This window comes from Mucilaginibacter lutimaris (genome assembly GCF_042676625.1).
Lineage (GTDB): Bacteria > Bacteroidota > Bacteroidia > Sphingobacteriales > Sphingobacteriaceae > Mucilaginibacter > Mucilaginibacter lutimaris.
Window position 1 is genome coordinate 1,683,768 of record NZ_JBHTIA010000003.1, and the last position, 19,767, is coordinate 1,703,534.

The following is a 19,767-nucleotide window of genomic DNA, read 5'->3' on the forward strand; positions in this document are numbered from 1 at the left end:
AAATTTGCGGCCCTTTTTTATATCAGCTTATTTTAATCGGTGTTTCAAGCCTTTTAAGGTTGCCATAATCTTTCTCACTTTGCGTTCGCGGCGGCTGCCGGCATCCAATGCATCGTAAACAAGGCCGGCGGTTAAAGCATAAATGATGCAGCACATCTATAGCTATATCCTTAGGATTTTGCTCGTTAATTGGTTTCGCCGCATCATGTTTAGGCAACATCACCAACGCCGTGCCCCAAACCGCCCCGAAATGCAGTAAGTTGGCTGGTAAGCCTTTTAATCCGGTAAGGCCCATCAATCCGCGCGCAACTCCCCAGGCAGTGCCGTAGCTCCAATGGATCTCTTGCGAAAGTAATTGCTTATCTTCTTTACTGGCCGGTTTAAATCCCGCGGTATCCTCAGCAACCTTTACGGTGGCATCACTGGGTTCGCGTTTAGTTATCTTCATTTCTATCATCTGCGATAGTGTCATAGCAGCGGTAGCAGCCATACCCGCTAATAAGCCTTTACCTATAGCAGCCCCCAGTTTGCCAAGTGTATTGTTTTCGTGTATTTTCATAGTGATTAGTTTTGTAGAACATAACAACTTAATTTAATTAATGATTTATATTTCTTAACCGGGACTATAATAAATGGTCAACTGTTATTTAGGAATGGTTATTGCACATTTGTAATAAATAAAATTCAATATGGATCTTAAACCAGCACGTGCCTACGGGCAGGCAGCTACTCTTGGAGTTCTTGCAGGTATGCGTACATTTTCAGCCCCTGTTGTGCTTAGCCATGTATACAGCAGGCAGCCCTCAAAAACTTTAAAAAACACGCCCTTTGCTTTCATGCAAAGCATTACAACATCAAAAGTATTTAAGGTTTTAGGCGCAGGTGAGTTAGTTGGCGACAAAATGCCATTTGCACCAAAGCGCACAGCAGCAGGCGGCTTAATTGGCCGTTTTATATCGGGCGCGTTATGTGGGGCAACTGTATTTAAAGCTAACCATAAACAGCCGGTAATAGGCGCATTAATAGGAGGTGGTGCAGCAATTGGGTCGGCATTTGGTTGCATGTTTTTGAGACTGAGCATTGGTAAACGTACCGGAATACCCGACGCTGCAATCGGCAGTTTAGAGGATATTATTGTCGTCAGCGCCGGTACAGCGCTGGCAAAACAATTGTAACAATTTCATTTAAATTTCATCTTTTGGGTTGATAATTATGATTTGGCTGGCAAATTGATAGTTTTGTTAAAAAAGTCAGGGGACAACTTTAGTAACAAAATGAGTACAGCTAACGATCAGCAGGATATAAAACGGGAAAAAATTTTAGAAGCCTCGTACCAGCGCTTTCTTCATTACGGCTATTCAAAAACAACCATGAATGAAATAGCCGGCGATCTTTCGATGTCTAAAGCGCTGCTATATTACTATTTTCCGGACAAGAGCGAGTTATACATGGCTGTTATGCGTAAGCTGGCAGCCGATTATCTTAAACAGCTTGAGGACAAATTCGGGCATTTTAGCGACCTGCGCGAAGCTTTTCTTTTCCAGGTGAATAGCCACCATGACTTTATTGTAAATAACTATAACTTCTTCGACTATTTTAGGCTCAACGAGCAAAACCTACCCGAACCTATCTGGGAAACCATAGCACATATACGCAACGCTGAAATTAAACTACTTGCAAATGCTATTCAATCAGAGATTGAGAAAGGAAATATACCGGGTACGGTTAACAAGATAGAAGTGGTTGAACTATTTTTAGATGCCTTACACGGCATTAAGGTTGGCGGTGTGCTTCAGCAGAAAAAACTTAACTTCCCACACCGCGAACAGTTGGATGAGATACACAGTAAACGCCTGCTGCTGATAGATATTTTTGTTAAAGGTTTACGCTAACTTACGCCAAACTTGTATTTATAGCAATATTGCCTACTAATATCTTATGAATAGGGCATGCGTCGGCAATGGTTATCAATCGTTTAAGCTGCTCTTCATTCAATTCGCCTTTAAAAGTTAATTTGCTCTCTATCAATACCCCGCTTTGCTCTTTAAACATATCAAGGTGAACGCCAATCTCATCAACTATCCACATTTTACGGTTAATATACATACGCAAGGTTATAGCAGTACAGCTGGCCAAACTGGCCAGCAATAAATTATATGGCGACATGCCCGTATCTGTGCCACCTACATCTAAAGGCTCGTCGGCAATTATGGTGTGGTTACCACTGCTAACAATTGTTTGGTACTGTGTATGGGCAATACGCGCTACCCCGCTAACTAATATTTCGTTTTCGGCATCCATTCCAATAAATTATATGCTAATGGTTAATTGTTATTCTGATCTAAATTGACCAGGGTCCAGTTGGTCATCCTGGCACCGGCACCTCCGTTGTACTTAAGTTCTATGGTAAAATCTGTCCGGGAGCTTTCACCATCGCTATGCCTTTCGGTATAAAATGATTTTATAACGTAAACCGAATCTGATCTTTTAGCGAATTTATAATCGGAGTCTGAAAACTTAACGTTTCCTGAAAGTGTGGTAGGGAGAATGTATTGCTTAGCTACGTTATACGCGAGGTCGCTATCCGGCAAACCGTTAAAATTTTTGATACTGCCCGATAGTGCAAATTTTGCAAGCAGTGCGGCAAATATTATTACAAATAACACAATTAGCCAGCCCGCCATGGTAGCAGACTTTTTCTTAACTACTTTATCCTTTAAGTAATCCTTCGCCATAAAAAATTAGAGTGTATAAAAGTATAAAAAAACATCAATAAAAATCATAACAACGGCTGGCGCCAAAGAATTTATGTTCGCCGCCCGAGCGGGCGGGGAGCGTAGTTTCGTATCCAATGCTACCCTCGGTAGTGCCGCTAGTATTGGTATAATTTAAGCCTCCGGCGGGTACATCATGGCTTACACCAAAACGTAACTTTTCGCCGCCTTCTTTATTGATGAACAAATCAAATATCAACGAAACAACAAATGCGCTTGGGCCTCCCGCGCCGCCGTTACGGTACCAGGCACCTACGTTAATACTACGGCGTTTATACTGCATACCGGCACTAATAGACTGGGCCTGCGCCTGTTTATAAAACACCACCGATGGTATGATGTATGATTTATCGTCATCATCTAAATTATCATCGCGCGTAAGGTTGTATCTGAAGCTGGCATGGAAAGTTCCACGCATGGGTAATTTAGAGGGCGTACCTGTAAACGACTCGTTAGGGCGGTTTATGTGTTGCGCCGCGCCCCCTATGTTAAAGTTTTTAAGCGTAAGGTTAATCCCTGCGCCCGAGTCAAAATAAAACTTGTTGTTAAAGTCGGGCCGGGCAGCGCCTGTTACTACGCTGGGATCGAATCCGAGGCGAGGATCTATCTGGTCGCCAAATGCAAGCTTGCTAAAATCAACCGCGCGATTGGTTACCCCTGCCTGTAAACCAAACGACAGTACAAAGTCTTCGGACCCTACACTGTACGAATATATCCCTGCAATGTTATTCTTATTTAAATAAGCCGACCCTTCACTACTGCGGGTGAAAATCAAGCCTAAACCACCACCAAACTCAGGCACTTTATAATCAATAGATGCCGAGAGATAGGAAAGGCTGCCGGGAATTGATGTATACTGGTTACGATAAATGAGGTTCATCCGCAGATCGCCCTGGAACTGGCCGTTTAAGGCCGGGTTAAGATAAATAGGAGAATTAAAAAACTGAGAGTACATGTGGTCTTGCGCCGATACACTAAAGCAGCCAAGTACAGTTATGGTAAAAAATAGAATAAAATATTTAGCCGTTCCCTTCATCATCTTAATAAATGTATATAGCCGCTGCGTTTAGGCAACGAGCCGTTGTAAGACATTCCTTTCCATTCTGTGCCGTTAATAAACGTAGCAGAAGCCTGCCACACGTAAACACCCTGCTGCACAGGCGCACCTTTAAACGTGCCGTCCCAGCCCTCTGTAGGCTCACCGTTGCCACCTAACGCTGTGGTTTGCCATATTAGCTGGCCCCAGTTGTTAAATATTTGCAATTGCCACTTAGCTATGCCCGATCCTTTAGCCATAAACCTTTGCAGATCTGTTACATCGCCACTTGGCTGAAAAGCATTTGGCAGGAATAAGAAACCTGGTGTACCCGTAATTTCAACTGCTTTGGTAATGGTACTGGTACAGCCTTTATCATCAACAATGTTTAGCGTTACATTAAATTTACCAACGTCGCCATAGGTGTGGTTTACATTACGGCCTGTAGCAGTTTGCCCGTCGCCAAAATCCCAATCCCACTTAACAGGTTTACTCATAGTTGTGGCATCTGTAAACGTGAAACGATAATTAGGTATAGCGGTTGTAAAGCCCGGGCTGGCGGTAAAATCGGCAATTGGTTTTGGGTAAACGGTTATAACGTTAGTTTTAACTATTACATCAAAGCAGCCGGTGGTTGTGTTTGTAGCAGTTAAAGTTACCGTATAGGTACCGGCAGCCGAATACGTATGTACAAAACCCGAGTATTGGTGCCCAAGAGGCGACCCATCGCCAAAATCCCATTCATAGGCTAAAGCTTCGGGTTGGGTTGATGCATCAGGTATTGTAGTATTCGTGAAAGTTACATCGAGGTTACCGCAACCGCCGCTTGGCGTATTGGCTTTAAAATCAGGGCGTGGTTTCTCAAATACATCTATACGCCAATCGTTAGGATCGGTAGGTGTTGCAATGCCGCAGCTGTTTGATGCGGTAATAGAAATATTATATATGCCGGCTTTAGGGAATGCATACGGAATGGTGCCGTCTAAACCAACTGGAACTAACTGGCTAAACCCATCTGTACTGGTAATGTGAAATTGAAAATTATTGCCACCTGTTGAGTTATTATGCAGGTTTACTATTACCGGGAAACACTTGTTATTATAATCGGTAACAAACATCCCCGATTTGATGTCCAGAGGGTTTGCTTTAATATCTATGGAAGGAGATTCGCCTGTATTACCGCAAAAATCAGTTACTATCAGTTTTACTTTATACGTTTTAGGGTTTAAAGGCGCTGTAACATTAAATTGCGCGTGATAAGCAGAATCTGACGTTTGGCGCTCCTGCATAATGTTACCGTTTTCGTCAAGTAAAACGTATCTGAAATTTACATAATTTGCCCTTGATGTATTTTCTACCGTAAGTGTAAAGCCACCACAGCCTGTTGTTTTATCAGGAAAGATCCGCGGTGTTGGTGTAGCAGGGTGTATGGTTATTTTTTGCGTGTGAGGTGGCTGCGCTGTACAATTCACCGTAGTGGTTAATTTAACAATGTAAATAACGTCCCTGCCCGAAGCGTCCGGCTGAAAAGTATGTATGGGACTTACTTCGTTACTCACAGGCGAACCATCACCAAAATCCCACGCGTAAATTACACCGGGGAATGTAGGAGAGGTATTGGTGAATTGCACCGTTGTAGGCCCGCAACCCGAAATCCTGTTCTGGGTAAAATTTGGTGGTACATCGGGCCGGTCGATAATATCTACGTCATCGCTGCTGCTTGCACAGGGGGCTGTGCCGTTTATTGTCCACCGGAAGGTATAGTTATTACCCCCTGCTAAACCGGTAACCGTAGTTTTAGGATTGGTGGGATCCGTAATAACCACACCGGCTGTAGGCCCTGCAACCTGTGTCCAGGTGCCCCCAAAGGTAAGCGGATCGTTACCATCTAACGTAACTGTTGGGGTGTTACACACAGGTTGATCCGGACCCGCGTTTGAAGCAATTACAGGTTGGTTTACCGTAACGGTACTTACTGTAGATACTTCAATACTACACGAACCGCTTTGAACCACAGCTCTGTATTGAGTGGTTTGCGTTAGGTTAAGGTAATCTTGCGCAGGTGTAGTATTGGCAATTGGTAACCAATTAATTCCGCCATCTATAGAACGCTCCCACCTAACAATATTTCCCACATAACCGGTTAAGGTAACCGTGCCGTTGTTACTGCCCGCGCAAACGGCGGTGGAACCTGTGGTTGTACCCGGTACAGTTTGCAAATCGTTAGTGATAGTAACCGTTGCCGAGTTTGAGGGACAAGTTGGGGCTGCCGATATTGTCCACGTAAATTTATAAACCTGGCCGGGTATCAGTCCGCTTGCAACAGCATTTGGCGATGTACCGCCGCCGCTAAAAGTAACACCTGTTTGGCCTGATGTAACTGTCCATTGGCCAATACCGGGCGAAGGGTCGTTACCTTTTAAGGTATAAGTTGTTGCCGCGCAAATAGACTCATTGGGTCCGGGGATCGATTGTTTGGGCAGGGGTTTAACGGTTATGGTTACCTGCTTGGGTGTACCCGCGCATGTACCATTGTATGGTGTAACGGTATAGGTTACAGTACCCGGCAGTGCCGAAGTATTGACAAGCACGTCCTGTATGCCGGTTACCGCCGAGGCCGTGGTAAGGTTGGTGTTACCGCTGATGCCCGGCCCGCCAGCTGTACTTGTCCATGTATATGTAGTACTTGCAATATTTGAATTCAACGGGATATTTGCAGGCTGGTTACTGCAGATCTCCGGATCTACAGGTACGGGTTGTGTGAGTACAGGTAACGGTTGGATAGTTACTTTTAGCGCGAAGGGTGTACCTGTACAACCGTTTAAGGTAGGTGTAATGGTATAAGTTACCACGGCATCTGACGCAGTACTATTGGTTATTACATCGTTTATAGTAGCCCCGCTACCGGTAGCACCAAACCCCGTGGCTGTACCGGATGTTAAGGCTGTGGTCCATGTAAACGTTGTAGCCGGGTCGGCCGATCTAATGGTATATGTAAACTGGCCGCCACTACAAACCGATTGTGCGTTTGAACTGGTTACCGTTGCTTTTTTTACGATAGTAATTAATACTGTGCTGGATATTTGGTTACAAGGTGCTGCAAGCGATGTGGTTGCCGTGTAAGTTAACAGAACCTGCCCGGCATTTATATCGGCCGCTGATGGTGTATAAGTAGCATTGGGCGAATTTGGTGTAGTGAATGTGCCGCCGGTGGAGCTGGTCCATTTTACTGCCGTTACCAGGCCACCCACTCCCGGTGTTCCTGATAAATTTACCGGCGTGCCCTCGCAAATATTATTTTGCGGCGGGCCGGCAGATACCGTTGGCGCAGCTACAAATGTTATTTTTTGCGAAGCGCTAACCGGGCCGCCGCAGCTGTTGGTATGTGTTGCCGTAATGGTATAGGTGCCATAATCATTAAAAGTGATGCTTGGGTACTGGCTGTTTGCTGTGGTACCATTAGCAAAAGAAAAAGTACCGCCCGATTCGCTGGCAACAGTCCAAACATAAGTGGTAGGCAAGGGCTGTGCCGTACCTGTTAATGTAGTTTTTGTAACAGTAGCAGAGGGGTTAAAATCAAGCGTTACGCCTTTACCACACTGGTCGGCATCTGGCGATAAAGTGACCGTAGGGGTAGCGTTAACAATTATTTCTTTTACCGGGCCGGTAACTGTACCGCAACTAAGGGTAGTTATATCCAGCCTGAACTGGTAAACACCAGCCTGTGTAAAAGTAAAGTTTGGTGTTTTTGCATTAGCGGCGAATGTAACACCTGTTGCAGGGCCGCTAACCAGGTTCCATTTATAGATAGTATTGGTGTTACAAACTTCATCAACAACAGAAGTATTAACCACCGGTAATGGGCCCGAGGTTAGGCAGTATATGGCAGGTATAGTAAAATTGGGTACAGGGGCCTTTTGTATACAAACCTGTTTAGTAAGGTCGGGAGCATCACACAGCCCACTGTTATTTTCAAACCTTAATGTTATATCATGATTGCCACTTGTTGTAAACGTATGGGTTAATGGGGCGGTTAGTGGCCTGCCGGTTGCAACTACCACACCATCAACCAGCCAAGTGTAAGTTGCCGCAATATTCCTACAATCAGATGCTGTACTATTAGGGTCATCACCGGGAATAGAATTGTTTGAAAATGTTACCGGGCTGCCTAAACATGCCGCTACAGGAGCGTCGAACCTGTTTTGAGGCTGAGCCAAAACTTTAGCATAAGTGGTAACCGGCTGGGTTAGATTGGTACAATAAGGGCTTGTGGGCTGTATATCTATCTGAAAAACATTTTTTTGATTATTAGTTACATTGCCGCATGATGAGGTAATGTATGCATGGCTTACTTTACCATTTGCAGCAATAATTTGGCAAAGTGTAAAGGTAGAGGCTGTGCCGTCGCCCCATTTAATGTTATAAATCAAACCCGGATAGTTATTTTGTATCCCGGTATTGCCTGTAATATCAACATTGTACTCAAGCGTGTTACCTGCGCCCAAACATACGCTGCCATTACCTGTAATGGTAAAACTATTGTTGGCTACGTTATTAATAAGCTGGTAAGATTTTGTACCGGTGATCCCGGCCGCATTACTTGTTTTAACGGTAACGGTATAATTGGCTGCCTTGGCCATAAACACCCCGTTAAGTGGTATTGTACCTTCGCTTGTTTGTGATAGTTCGTTAAAAAAAGTTGCCGTTGCAGGATTGCCGCCGTCGGATGTATTGGTAAAAGTATAATTACGATTATTGCTACCCACACACGAACCAAATATATCGGGATCTACCGCCGCGTTGATCTGGTTTGAGGAAGCACCGGCTTTTAAACCGGGCAAAGCCGATATGCTGAAAGTATTTGATGACGCGCTGTTTATTACGGGAAGGGTAGACCTTACCTGCACCCGGTAATTGCTGCCTGCCGCAGTAGCGGGGATTATACCATTTACAAATGTTGCGTAAAATCCCGTATATGAACCTATAAGCGTTTCGCCGGCACCGAACGTTCCGGCGGCATTAGATAAATAAAGATTGAATTTATTGGCCGGGTTACTGATACATGAGCCCGTTACGGTAAAAGGCACACTTATACTTGAACCGGGTCCGTAGGGTCCTGCGTCAACTGCGCCCACAGTAATTGTTTGTGCCGATGAAGCAGCCGTTATTACAAGTAGGGGTAGCAGTAAAATAAATAAAGCTTTAATAAAAGTTTTACCCATCAATCACATATCAAAAATTAATTAATGCCCAGGCATAAAATAAACCATGGTTTACTTATGCCTTGTACGGATTTAATTAAAGCTTGTTACAGATAAATGAAGGATTTAGACGTTAAAACACAGTAATGGGGGCTTTAACTAACCAAAAAACAGATAAGAGATCAATATAGCGGCAATAACGCCCGCAAAATCAGCCAATAAGCCGGCAGGGATAGCATAACGCGATTTTTTTATACCAACAGAACCAAAGTAAAGGGCCACAATATAAAAAGTGGTATCAGCAGAGCCGTTGAACACAGAACCCAGCCGGCCCGCAAAACTATCCGGCCCGTAGGTTTGCATTACATTTATCATCATGGCTTTTGAACCCGAGCCGCTTAAGGGCTTCATGTAGGCAACCGGCATAGCATCAACAAAGCGGGTATCTAAATGGGCTTGGGTAGCCACCCAGCGCACACCATTATTTAAATATTCTAACGCACCACTGTTACGAAAAACACTTATGGCAACCAGCATGGCAACCAGGTAGGGGATTATTTTTACCGATACCTCGAAACCGCCCTTAGCGCCGTCGATGAAGCTTTCGAATACGTTTACCTTTTTGTATAGCGCACCTAAAATAAATATAGTGGGTATAAGATAAATAAGCAGGTTGCTTGATACTTTAGATACTGTGGTGATTTGCTCTTTATCTAAATACTGTGTAAAGTACCAAACCAGGGCGAGTATAAAAGCCGTCATCCCGCCAAGCCAGGTAAGTATGACCCTATCAAAAAGATTTATTTTTTGTTTAATAGCTACCGCAATCATTCCTACAATTGTAGCTACATATGTGGCTATAATACAGGGAATTAAAACATCTGCCGGGTCTTTGGCGTGTAATATAAAGCGCTGTGCTATAATGGTTACCGGCAGCAGTTGCAGGCCTGATGTATGCAGAACCAGAAACATGATCTGCGCGTTAGAAGCGGTCTCTTTATTCGGGTTAAGTTCCTGCAAGCTATTCATGGCTTTCAAGCCCAATGGGGTAGCGGCATTATCGAGCCCTAACAGATTAGCCGAAAAATTCATCATCATTTGCCCGGTTGCGGGGTGCTTTTTAGGAACTTCGGGAAACAGGCGACTAAGGAACGGGCCAACTATACGTGCTAAAAAGTTCATGGCGCCAGCACGTTCGCCAATGTTAAGTATCCCCAGCCATAACACCATATTACCTGCAAGGGGTAGTGCAATATCCATTACCGACGCTTTGGAGCTATCGAACATGCCGTCTACCAATATTTTAAACGCATCTACATCTCCCAAAAACACCAATTTGCAAAAAGCTATTACAAATGCTATCAAAAAAAAGGCTATCCAAATGTAGTTTAAGGCCATAGATTGTTATTGAAGGGATGAAGTTAATTTTTTTTGAATAATTTAACACGATTGAACAGATTTAAAAATTACAATTCGCTGCGTTATGAAAGAAACTGCCTTGAAGTTGAGCAACGCCATTGATGATTTTTTAACCCACGGTGCTGCAACGGTAAATTGGAATAATGAAGCTGTACCAGGCAAGTGGACTAATAAGGAATTGATTGGCCACCTTATAGATAGCGCGCACATAAACTTGCAGCGTTTTGTGCGTTGTACTTACGAGGAAGATTTTAAGCTGATATACCACCAGGAAGAATGGGTGCAAGCGCAGCATTACTGCTACGTTGATATAACTGACCTGCTAAAACTATGGGAATTGGTTAACCGCCAAATTGCGCGAGTACTGGATAAGTATCCAACCGAACGTATACATGTGAGATGCGATAATGGCCGATATGAGCCATCCTTTAACACCGTGGCCTTTTTAGCCGAAGATTACATTGTTCACATGCAGCACCACCTAAACCAGTTGAGTTAATTATAAGCCGTAATACCTTTCTCAGCTACTATCCTCAAAGTATATTCCCGTCGGGTGGGGTTGTAGGGTACAGCGTCGTTCACCATAATATATATTGTCCCCAGGTCCTTAACTAAAATGGTTTGCACATCGGGCGTGCTGCTTTCTTTATTGATGTATTGTGATACCGAGTTATATATCATGTTATACTGCGCCAGCTCGTTAGTTTCCATTTCTATATACATCCGCCTCCCATCAACCCTAATACTGTTAGTTACATAAGTGCCACCCGCAATTTTAAGTTCGTATTTACGGGTGTTCTTTTTCTCATCTTTTTTCACGAGTGTATACCCTTTAGCCATAAAAAATGTATCGGCCTTATTAATGTTGTTGTGCAGCAGATAACTCAGGTCATCGTAAGATATCAGGTTGGTTTGCGCAAAGCCTGCCGTAGCAAAGCAAAATAATATGGCAGATAGTAACAGCTTTTTCATGTGTTAACACTTTATCTAATCAGCGTCAATATATGGTTTTGATATTTTAATATCCTGCTAAAAGCATACCTTAGCATAATTATTACATTTAACTATGCCTACTATAAAATTATCACGCGTAAGCGGCGATTACGGGTTTGAAGCTACAGACGAATACGGCCACACCGTACGTATGGATAGCAGCCCCGAAAGCGGCGGCCAAAATTTTGGCGTACGCCCAATGCAAATGCTTTTAATGGGTTTGGGCGGATGCTCTGCTATTGATGTTATTGCCATCCTCAAAAAACAACGCCAAAATGTTACCGATTATAAAATGGTGATAACAGGCGAGCGCGAAGCGGGGAAAGAGCCATCGTTATGGCAGGATATAACCCTCGAATTTCACATTTATGGCGATGTTGATGAGGATAAAGCTAAAAAAGCTGTAGAGTTATCGTTAAATAAATACTGCTCTGTAGCGGCTACACTTTATAAAGCCGATGCCGATATTCAATGGAAGGTGATCATCCACCCGGCTGAATAACTGCTCACAAGTATGGAGCAGGTAATACCTATACCAACGCTGCACTTATTCGCCAGGCTGGATAGGTTGCTGATCGATCTGCTTGTCTCACTATCTCCTCAGGACTGGAGCAAACTCACAGTTGCACGCTTGTGGACTGTAAAAGATATTGCAGCGCACCTGCTTGATGGCAATGTGCGATGCATTGCCCTTTTGAATGGGCACGAAGGCCCGCCACCAACCGACCCTATAAATAATTACCAGGATTTGGTTGGCTACCTTAACCAATTAAATGCTACCTGGGTTAACGCCATGAAAAGGATGAGTCCGCAGTTACTCATTCAGCAATTAGCAAGTACCGGGGCGCAGTCTATTACCTACCTTGAAAGTTTAAAACCTTTTGAAAACGCGAAGCACGCTGTTGCCTGGGCAGGAGAGGAAACATCATTGAACTGGTTTCATATTACGCGGGAGTATACAGAGAGATGGCACCACCAACAGCAGATAAGAGATGCAGTTGGTAAACCGGGTATACTTACTAAAGAATTATTTTACCCATGTTTAGATACTTTCATGTACGCCCTGCCACATACCTACCGCAATGTTGAGGCTGATAGAGGAACAATTATTAAGATCACTATTAGTGGCGATGCCGGCGGTGATTGGTATTTGCACAAAACTATTGATAAATGGATTATATCAAAATCGCTGTTGCATCCTGGTAATGCAGATGCTGAAGTGATTATTGACGAGGATACCTCCTGGCGATTGTTTACAAAAGCCATTACCCCTTACGCGGCTATGCAAAAAAGCATTGTGACCGGTGATGTCAATCTTAGTGAAGACGTATTTAATACCACAGCGGTAATGGCTTAAATAAGCCTTAAATGTACTTTTTTACAGTCACAATTAGATTTCCTATAAGCTTAATCGTCAATTATCCTGACCGTTTAATTTAATTGGTCAATATTTCAATATAATAAGCTATTTAGTAGGACTTTACCTCCAAAATTGCCACATTCAACTCCTTTTTGGTTTATAGCGAGCGGTGATGGAAGCACTTACTGGCATCGTTGTTGGTATGAGGCATGTGTCCGGGTATCCATTTTAACGGACACATCAAATTAATACGATATGAAAACAAATTTAAAAAAAGCATCCCTACTGCTTTCAGGTTTACTTGCAGGCAGTTCCCTTTTCGCGCAGACAGATTCTGTAAACATTACCAACTACGTTAAGCCATTTTCTGGCGGGCCGGTAAAAACATGGTCAATAGGTATTCATGGTGGCTTGTTAACACCGTTCACAATTTTTGGCGCAAATGGCCGCCAGGATTTCCGCCAACCACAATCTGAGATCGGTTACGGTGGTTATATCAAAAAGCAATTCACACCAACATTTGGTTTACAAGCCGATTTCCTTCGTGGTGAAGTTAGCGGTACACGCGGCCAGGACGGTGTGGGTACACCAACAAGCTTTAATACTAAATTAAGTTGGTCTGGTGCGTTAAGTGCTAATGTTACTTTAGGTAACATCAGCTGGTTCCATGCTAAATCATCTATCCAGCCTTACCTAACAGCAGGTGCCGGTTACATGGGTTACAAAACTAATATTACAAATGGTGCCGGAACAACTGCTTACACCAACGGTGCAGGTGAAAACTCTATCAAAGAATTTTTTATACCTGTGGGTTTGGGTTTCAAAATTAACTTAGGAAGCAACGTAAACTTAGATTTAGGTTACCAGGTTAACTTTGTACAGTCAGACAATTTTGACGGTTACACCACAGGCAGTTCAAACGACAGGTTCTCTTATGCACACGCAGGTTTAGAGTTTTTGTTGGGTAGTTCAAAAACACCTAACATGTCTACCTACAACCCGGTTAACTCAATGCGTACCGAGTATGTATGGCAAAACCAGCAAACCAAACAAATGCTACAAGCACAAATTGATGCTGAAAAAGCTAAAAACGATCAATTACGCAATGATTTAAATACTACAAACGCAAACTTAGCTAAGTTAACAGTTGACAGTGATGGCGACGGTGTGTTAGACCTTAACGACAAATGTCCAAACACACCTGCCGGTACTAAGGTGGATGGTTCTGGTTGCCCATTGGCTAAACCGGTTGTTTACATCACCGAGGAAGATAAACGTGTTGTTAAAGACGCGATAAACAACCTTGAGTTTGATTTGGGTAAAGCAACTATCCGCGAAAAATCATTCCCAAGCTTAGACCGTGTTGCACGCTTATTAACTGATAAAAACTTCAGCTTGAAATTAGCAGGCCACACAGATAATACTGGTTCTGATGCATTAAACCTAAGGTTATCTAAAGACCGTGCAGAAGCTATCAAAGCTTATCTTGTAAGCAAAGGCGCTAACGCATCACGTATAGAAGCTACAGGTTACGGTGAAAGCCAGCCAATTGCTACCAACAAAACAGCAGCAGGCCGTCAGCAAAACCGTCGTGTAGAGTTTACTTTATACTAACGGATAGATTCAAGACCACAAGAGTCAGGAATCAAGACCTTTAAAATATAAAGAGCTGCTCCAATATTGGAGCGGCTCTTTTTGTTGTTATACATTTTTATCTTGACTCTTGATTCTAAAAGTCTTGAATCTTTTTTAGCCTACTGCAAAAAAATCTGCAAGGTTGCCAAAGTAGCTGTCGTTCCAGCCTTCAACTATATCGTTAAAATCGTCGTCGGGTATATTGGCGTGCCTAAGCTCTACAGATGAGCCATGCTTATCCGGATGGATCTTGATCGTAACAATAGAATCATCGCTTTGCCCGTCAAAGTACCATTGTTGTACTATTTTCTTTCCGTCTTCAAATTCAATGTTTTTTCCTACAATACTGCCTTCCCAAAGCGAAAATTCTGAACCTGGTTCAGTAGACATTTGAGCGGGTTCGCCGGTCCACAATTCTAAAGTAATTGGGTTGGTAAGGGCCATGTACACTTCCTGGGGAGTTGCAGGCAGCAGGTAATATTTTTTCAGATCTTTCACTCCCGCAATTTAGCAGAAATATTTCAGAGGCCTCAACTAATACTCCACAAAAAAAGAGGACTAAATAATTAGCAGGGGAAGTAGGGTGGGGACTAAAATAAAAAAGAGATCAGTTTCTTTAACTGATCTCTAACACCTTATAGCTAATGTTTTATTTAGTCGCCTTTTTTACCAAATACCGAGAAGTGAACGTAACGGCTTGGGTGCGCTTTAATATCAATAAACAGGTTGTTTAAGTTGCCCGATGCCGAGTTTAAGTTGTCGTACATTTTAGTATCATTCATTAACAGGCCTAAGGAACCTTGTCCGCTGTTTATCTTATCGATAGTAGCCTGTAAACCACCCATGGCTTTATTAGCATTATCTAATGTGCCTTTAATGTTAGAGTTGGCCAGATCGGTACTAAACCTTTCAAAGTTTGCAGATATGCCGTTAAGGTTGGCAGTACTTATCTTTAAGTTACCCGATGCAGCATCCGCGTTAGCCATAATACTATTGATGTGGCTACTCTGCGCCCCCACAATGGCATCAATTTTTTTGGTTGTACTCTCCAGCGTTTGCAGCGAGTTTGCTATACTGGCGAAACTCCTGTCTACATTGGCCTGGAAACGCGGGTTCATGATCTTATTAATAGAACCCAGTGCCGAGTCGACTTTATTGATCAACACTTCCGCTTTTTTCTGAATAGGCTGCAGGCTTTCGGCAAGGCTGCCCTGAATATCGGCACGCAGGGTATCCTGATCTTGCGCGTATTTCATGCTGTTGCCCAGTTCAAAAACAATGGCTTTACCGCCCAAAAGGTCGGTGCTTTCTAACTTTGCCAAAGTATTATCGGGCACGTTATATTGTTTATCAACTTTAAACTCTACAATAGTGCGGCCATCGCCCTGAAGCGCCATCTTAGAGACCCGGCCTATCTGAAAACCATTTACCAGAACCGGTTTTGATACAGTTAATCCCTCTACACTCCGGTAAATAGCATAAAATTTATTAGCCGACGAGAAAACATCATTTCCGCGAAGGAAGCTGTATCCCAATATTAATATAGTAATGGCAACAGCTGTAAGCGCCCCAATTTTTGTTTCGTTTGATATTTTCATAGATGTGTGTAGATGTTTGTCAAAATTAATTCGCGGTAGTTTGTTCCATTTGGGTTTTATACTTATTTATTGCCCTCACAATAGAATTTACTATCTCTGCCTGCCCTTCTTCAGAGTTTAAATATTCCTCTTCATCGGGGTTATTTATATAGCCTGTCTCAACCAAAACGGAAGGCATAGCACTATGGCAAAGCACATAAAGGCCCTGCTCACGCAAGCCCTCGCTTCGCCTGTTGTCAGTCCCAACAATCTCATCGTTAATTAAGTTTGCAATTTTTATACTTTGTTTACGAAATTTACGCATATAGGCATCTGTAAGTATTGCTACAACCGGGTCGTTGGGGTCTAAAACATTACCTTCAAGGCCCGATTCTTCCTCCACCTGGTTATTCTTAATAGCATTCTGTTCTTCGCGCGAGCGGTGTAAACCATATACCAGCATTAACACACCTTTGCCCGACCTGTCGGGCACCCTAACTGACCTGTAAACCGCTTTGCCACGTTTAGTGCCGACACGTTCGCGTATTACCCTGTCTGACAGTGAATTACAATGAATAGATATAAACAGGTTCCCTTTATTTTGATTGGCTATTTCGGCACGCTTTTCAAATGAAACATCCTCCTCGGTACTTCGGGTTAAAACGGCTTTTGTACCCGCAACATCTTTTTCAATTGCTTTCTGCAATTTTAATGCAATAGCAAGCGTTACATTCCTTTCGTTAGAAAAAGAGCCGCTTGCACCGGGCGAATAATGGCCGGGTGGGGGATTGGTTGGCTTAACGCCATGGCCGGCATCAATAATAACTGTTTTGAGTTTAAAACTGTTTACAACGGTGTCTTTTTTTACGAGATCTTTTGGCGTGAACGAAAATAATGAGAAGCAAAATAATATCGCGGCAAACCCACAAAACGTTCTTTTCAACCTGTTCAATATTTTATTTTTCATTAGCTTTGAACGCTGTTAACTGTACCTGCAAAAATACTATTCATAATCAATTTTGAAATTAGTTAGGCCTTTTTTTACATTTTTACTAATATCAATGGTCAGCGTAGCAGCGTCCGCAAATGCGGGTTTTAGCTATGCAGCTGTCCAAGATACAATTATAAAGCCTGAAATTGTAGGTGGCCGCCAAATCATTCAGCCTAAGTCTACAATTAAACCTTCTAAAAATAAAAATACGGGCCGCAGTTTTACGGCGCCAAACAACGCCCCATTAAATACCCGCAGGGATACTACGCCCGGCGCGGGCGGGTTGAAATCTATAGTGAAAGCTACTGCCGAAGATTCATCTTTTGTTGATAACGATAACAAGATCAAATACTTGTATGGGCGCGCCCGTGTTACTTATGAAGATTTTGAGCTTGACGCAGAGTACATACGGGTTGACGAAAACAAACACCTGATATTTGCCCGTGGCGCTATCGACCCAAAAACCAGGCGTTATATAGGTCGCCCGCTATCAAAATCGGGAACTGAAAAGCCTGTGGCATCCGACTCGTTATTATTTGATTATAAAACCAAAAAAGGTAAAATCTGGAACCCCGCCTCTGAGCAGGAGGGTAACTTTATATCAGGCGGGCAGGCCAAACGCCTTAACGAAACAGAAGTGGCGTACCGTAACGTCATTTTCAGCACCTGTGACCTGCCGTACCCTGAAACTCACTTTGGTATAGTGATTACAAAGGGTATCGGCCAAAAGAATCGCATCATATCAGGCCCGGCTTACCTGGAAATTGCCGGAGTACCCTTACCACTGGGAATCCCTTTCGGCTTTTTTCCTAAGCCCGATTCGCGTACCTCGGGTTTAATATTACCAACTTTTGGTGAAGACCAAAAACTGGGCTTTTACCTGCGTAACATAGGTTACTATTTGGCACTGAGTGATTATATAGACTTAACCACGATGGCCACCCTGTATTCCAAAGGATCGTACGAGATAAACACCAACGCGCGTTATCTTAAAAAATATAAATATGGCGGTAGCTTAACGTTAAGCTACGGTTCGCATAATTACGGCCTTGCAGGCGACCCGGCTGTAAAAGATTTTAACATTGCATGGACACACTCGCAAGACCCTAACGCCAACCCCGGTACAACCTTTAGCGCATCTGTTAACGCGGGTACATCAAGCTTTTACCGTAATAGCCCCGGGCAAAACAACTACAACCTTACCCAGTTAACGCAAAATAACTTACGTTCGAGTATATCATACGGTAAAACATGGGCTGGTACGCCATTCAACTTAAACGTAAGTTTAGGCCATAGCCAGGATCTGACGGCAAAGACAGTAACCCTTGAATTACCTACTTTCAGCTTTAACATGTCTACACTAAGTCCGTTTGACTCAAAAGACCGGGTAGGCGAGCAAAAATGGTATCAGCGTATTACGGTTGGTTATAGCCTGGTAGGTACAAATAAACTAAACGCTATACCCGAAGCCGAGTTATTTAAAGCAAACACCTTAACAAAACGCCTGCAAAATGGCCTGCAACATACCATACCTGTAGCGTTTAATGCCACATTCCTTAAATTTTTTCAGTTTAATACTGGCATAAACTACTCCGAACGATGGTACATGCAAAGTATCCGCAAGAGGTTTGACCGCGGTACTACAGCCGGGCAGGTTTTACCTGTTACGGATACGGTACAAGGCTTTACACGTAATTACCAGTACAGTTTAAATGCCGGGGTATCTACTAAAGTTTATGGTACCATACCGTTTAGGAAAGGGAATATAATAGCCATAAGGCACGTAACAACCCCGTCTATTAGTTTTAACTACCAGCCGGATTTTGGCGACCCAAGCTATGGTTTTTATCGTACGGCTGTAAGTTCTGCTACGGTGCCTTACCCATACTATGCACAGCGGTATTCTATATATGAGCAATCTGTTTATGGTGGCCCGCCAATAGGCAAACAGGCAGGTATCGGCTTTTCGTTAGATAATACCATTGAGGCGAAAGTAAAACCTAAAAGTACCGATACATCCGGCGTAGCCAGAAAAGTGCCGATCTTACAGGGATTAACATTCTCTACATTTTACAATTTCGCGGCCGATTCATTAAAGCTTGCTAACATCAATTTTTCGGGCCATACGGCTATTTTAAACCAAAAGATCAATATTAACTTTAGCGGATCTTTTGACCCTTATACTACCCAGGTACGCGACTCCATATCTGCTAACCAGGTGAGAAAATACATCAGGCGTGTAAACCGTTATAGCTGGCAGGATGGTAAATTCCCGTTATTACAAAGCTTCACATTCTCTATGAGCGGCGCGTTAAATCCCGCTACATTCAGGCCTAAAACCGTGCAGCCTGTTGGCAACACCCTGGCAACAATGGACCCAAACCAGGCTCAAAGGCTTGCCATGATAAACAGCGACCCCGGCGCATACATTGATTTTAACATCCCCTGGAATATATCTATAAACTATAGCTATTCGTATTCGAACCAGGTTATAAACAGTTCTACAAGTAATACCATAATGGTGAGCGGCGATGTGAGCCTTACCCAAAAGTGGAAGATACAATATAACAGCAGTTACGATATTAAGGCCAGGCAGTTAAGCAGCGCCACATCATTTGCTATCTACCGCGATCTGCATTGCTGGGACCTATCGGTGCAGTGGCTGCCATTTGGTTTTTATAAATCATACAACGTAACGCTTAAGGTTAAGGCATCAATTTTGCAGGATCTGAAACTGAGCAAACGAAGCGATTACACCAACAATCAAAACTTTAATTAAAC

17 protein-coding genes are annotated in these 19,767 nt (G+C 43.2%); 7 read left to right on the forward strand and 10 right to left on the reverse strand.

What is annotated here, in order from left to right; translation table 11 throughout:
* Positions 1 to 22: 22 nt before the first annotated feature.
* Positions 23 to 559, reverse strand: a complete 537-nt coding sequence (locus ACFQZI_RS08470; RefSeq protein ID WP_377141076.1) for a hypothetical protein — start codon at positions 557 to 559, stop codon at positions 23 to 25.
* A 130-nt stretch (positions 560 to 689) separates the two neighbouring features.
* Here ACFQZI_RS08470 and ACFQZI_RS08475 point away from each other — a divergent pair, with 130 nt between their 5' ends.
* Positions 690 to 1,175, forward strand: a complete 486-nt coding sequence (locus tag ACFQZI_RS08475) for a DUF4126 family protein (protein WP_377141079.1) — start codon at positions 690 to 692, stop codon at positions 1,173 to 1,175.
* Positions 1,176 to 1,274: 99 nt separating this feature from the next.
* A complete protein-coding gene (locus ACFQZI_RS08480; RefSeq protein WP_377141082.1) occupies positions 1,275 to 1,892 on the forward strand; it encodes a TetR/AcrR family transcriptional regulator in 618 nt (205 codons plus the stop codon).
* Position 1,893: 1 nt separating this feature from the next.
* On the opposite strand, the gene ACFQZI_RS08485 is transcribed toward ACFQZI_RS08480, so the two are convergent.
* The 5 genes from ACFQZI_RS08485 to ACFQZI_RS08505 form a co-directional block, all read right to left on the reverse strand.
* Positions 1,894 to 2,301 (reverse strand): OsmC family protein, encoded by a 408-nt coding sequence (locus tag ACFQZI_RS08485; protein WP_377141085.1) that lies wholly within the window; start codon positions 2,299 to 2,301, stop codon positions 1,894 to 1,896.
* Positions 2,302 to 2,324: 23 nt separating this feature from the next.
* Positions 2,325 to 2,735: a hypothetical protein gene (locus ACFQZI_RS08490; protein WP_377141088.1), complete on the reverse strand. Its 411-nt coding sequence runs from the start codon at positions 2,733 to 2,735 to the stop codon at positions 2,325 to 2,327.
* Positions 2,736 to 2,769: 34 nt separating this feature from the next.
* Complete coding sequence (locus ACFQZI_RS08495; RefSeq protein ID WP_377141091.1) at positions 2,770 to 3,813, reverse strand: PorP/SprF family type IX secretion system membrane protein; 1,044 nt, start codon at positions 3,811 to 3,813, stop codon at positions 2,770 to 2,772.
* A complete protein-coding gene (locus tag ACFQZI_RS08500; RefSeq protein ID WP_377141094.1) occupies positions 3,810 to 9,032 on the reverse strand; it encodes a PKD domain-containing protein in 5,223 nt (1,740 codons plus the stop codon). Before ACFQZI_RS08500 ends, ACFQZI_RS08495 begins: the two co-directional genes overlap by 4 nt.
* A gap of 138 nt (positions 9,033 to 9,170) precedes the next feature.
* Positions 9,171 to 10,409 (reverse strand): nucleoside recognition domain-containing protein, encoded by a 1,239-nt coding sequence (locus tag ACFQZI_RS08505; RefSeq protein ID WP_377141097.1) that lies wholly within the window; start codon positions 10,407 to 10,409, stop codon positions 9,171 to 9,173.
* Between the two features lie 85 nt (positions 10,410 to 10,494).
* Between ACFQZI_RS08505 and ACFQZI_RS08510 the strand changes: the two genes are divergently transcribed.
* Positions 10,495 to 10,929 (forward strand): DinB family protein, encoded by a 435-nt coding sequence (locus tag ACFQZI_RS08510; protein ID WP_377141100.1) that lies wholly within the window; start codon positions 10,495 to 10,497, stop codon positions 10,927 to 10,929.
* Here ACFQZI_RS08510 and ACFQZI_RS08515 read toward each other — a convergent pair.
* Positions 10,926 to 11,402, reverse strand: a complete 477-nt coding sequence (locus ACFQZI_RS08515; RefSeq protein WP_377141103.1) for a hypothetical protein — start codon at positions 11,400 to 11,402, stop codon at positions 10,926 to 10,928. The two genes, ACFQZI_RS08510 and ACFQZI_RS08515, sit on opposite strands and share 4 nt — an antisense overlap.
* Before the next feature lie 94 nt (positions 11,403 to 11,496).
* Here ACFQZI_RS08515 and ACFQZI_RS08520 point away from each other — a divergent pair, with 94 nt between their 5' ends.
* The 3 genes from ACFQZI_RS08520 to ACFQZI_RS08530 all read left to right on the forward strand — a co-directional run bounded on the left by ACFQZI_RS08520 (position 11,497) and on the right by ACFQZI_RS08530 (position 14,397).
* Complete coding sequence (locus ACFQZI_RS08520) at positions 11,497 to 11,925, forward strand: OsmC family protein (protein ID WP_377141106.1); 429 nt, start codon at positions 11,497 to 11,499, stop codon at positions 11,923 to 11,925.
* A 12-nt stretch (positions 11,926 to 11,937) separates the two neighbouring features.
* A complete protein-coding gene (locus tag ACFQZI_RS08525; RefSeq protein WP_377141109.1) occupies positions 11,938 to 12,780 on the forward strand; it encodes a maleylpyruvate isomerase N-terminal domain-containing protein in 843 nt (280 codons plus the stop codon).
* Positions 12,781 to 13,038: 258 nt separating this feature from the next.
* A complete protein-coding gene (locus ACFQZI_RS08530; protein WP_377141112.1) occupies positions 13,039 to 14,397 on the forward strand; it encodes an OmpA family protein in 1,359 nt (452 codons plus the stop codon).
* Between the two features lie 135 nt (positions 14,398 to 14,532).
* Here ACFQZI_RS08530 and ACFQZI_RS08535 read toward each other — a convergent pair whose 3' ends face one another.
* The 3 genes from ACFQZI_RS08535 to ACFQZI_RS08545 all read right to left on the reverse strand — a co-directional run bounded on the left by ACFQZI_RS08535 (position 14,533) and on the right by ACFQZI_RS08545 (position 16,962).
* Positions 14,533 to 14,916 (reverse strand): SRPBCC domain-containing protein, encoded by a 384-nt coding sequence (locus ACFQZI_RS08535; RefSeq protein ID WP_377141115.1) that lies wholly within the window; start codon positions 14,914 to 14,916, stop codon positions 14,533 to 14,535.
* A 155-nt stretch (positions 14,917 to 15,071) separates the two neighbouring features.
* Positions 15,072 to 16,016 (reverse strand): MlaD family protein, encoded by a 945-nt coding sequence (locus ACFQZI_RS08540; protein WP_377141118.1) that lies wholly within the window; start codon positions 16,014 to 16,016, stop codon positions 15,072 to 15,074.
* A 25-nt stretch (positions 16,017 to 16,041) separates the two neighbouring features.
* Positions 16,042 to 16,962 carry an N-acetylmuramoyl-L-alanine amidase family protein gene (locus ACFQZI_RS08545; protein WP_377141121.1) on the reverse strand — a complete coding sequence of 307 codons (921 nt, stop codon included), beginning with the start codon at positions 16,960 to 16,962 and terminating at the stop codon, positions 16,042 to 16,044.
* Positions 16,963 to 17,056: 94 nt separating this feature from the next.
* On the opposite strand from ACFQZI_RS08545, the gene ACFQZI_RS08550 reads away from it, so the two are divergent.
* On the forward strand, positions 17,057 to 19,765 hold the full coding sequence (locus ACFQZI_RS08550; RefSeq protein ID WP_377141124.1) for a putative LPS assembly protein LptD: 2,709 nt from the start codon (positions 17,057 to 17,059) through the stop codon (positions 19,763 to 19,765).
* Positions 19,766 to 19,767: the final 2 nt, after the last annotated feature.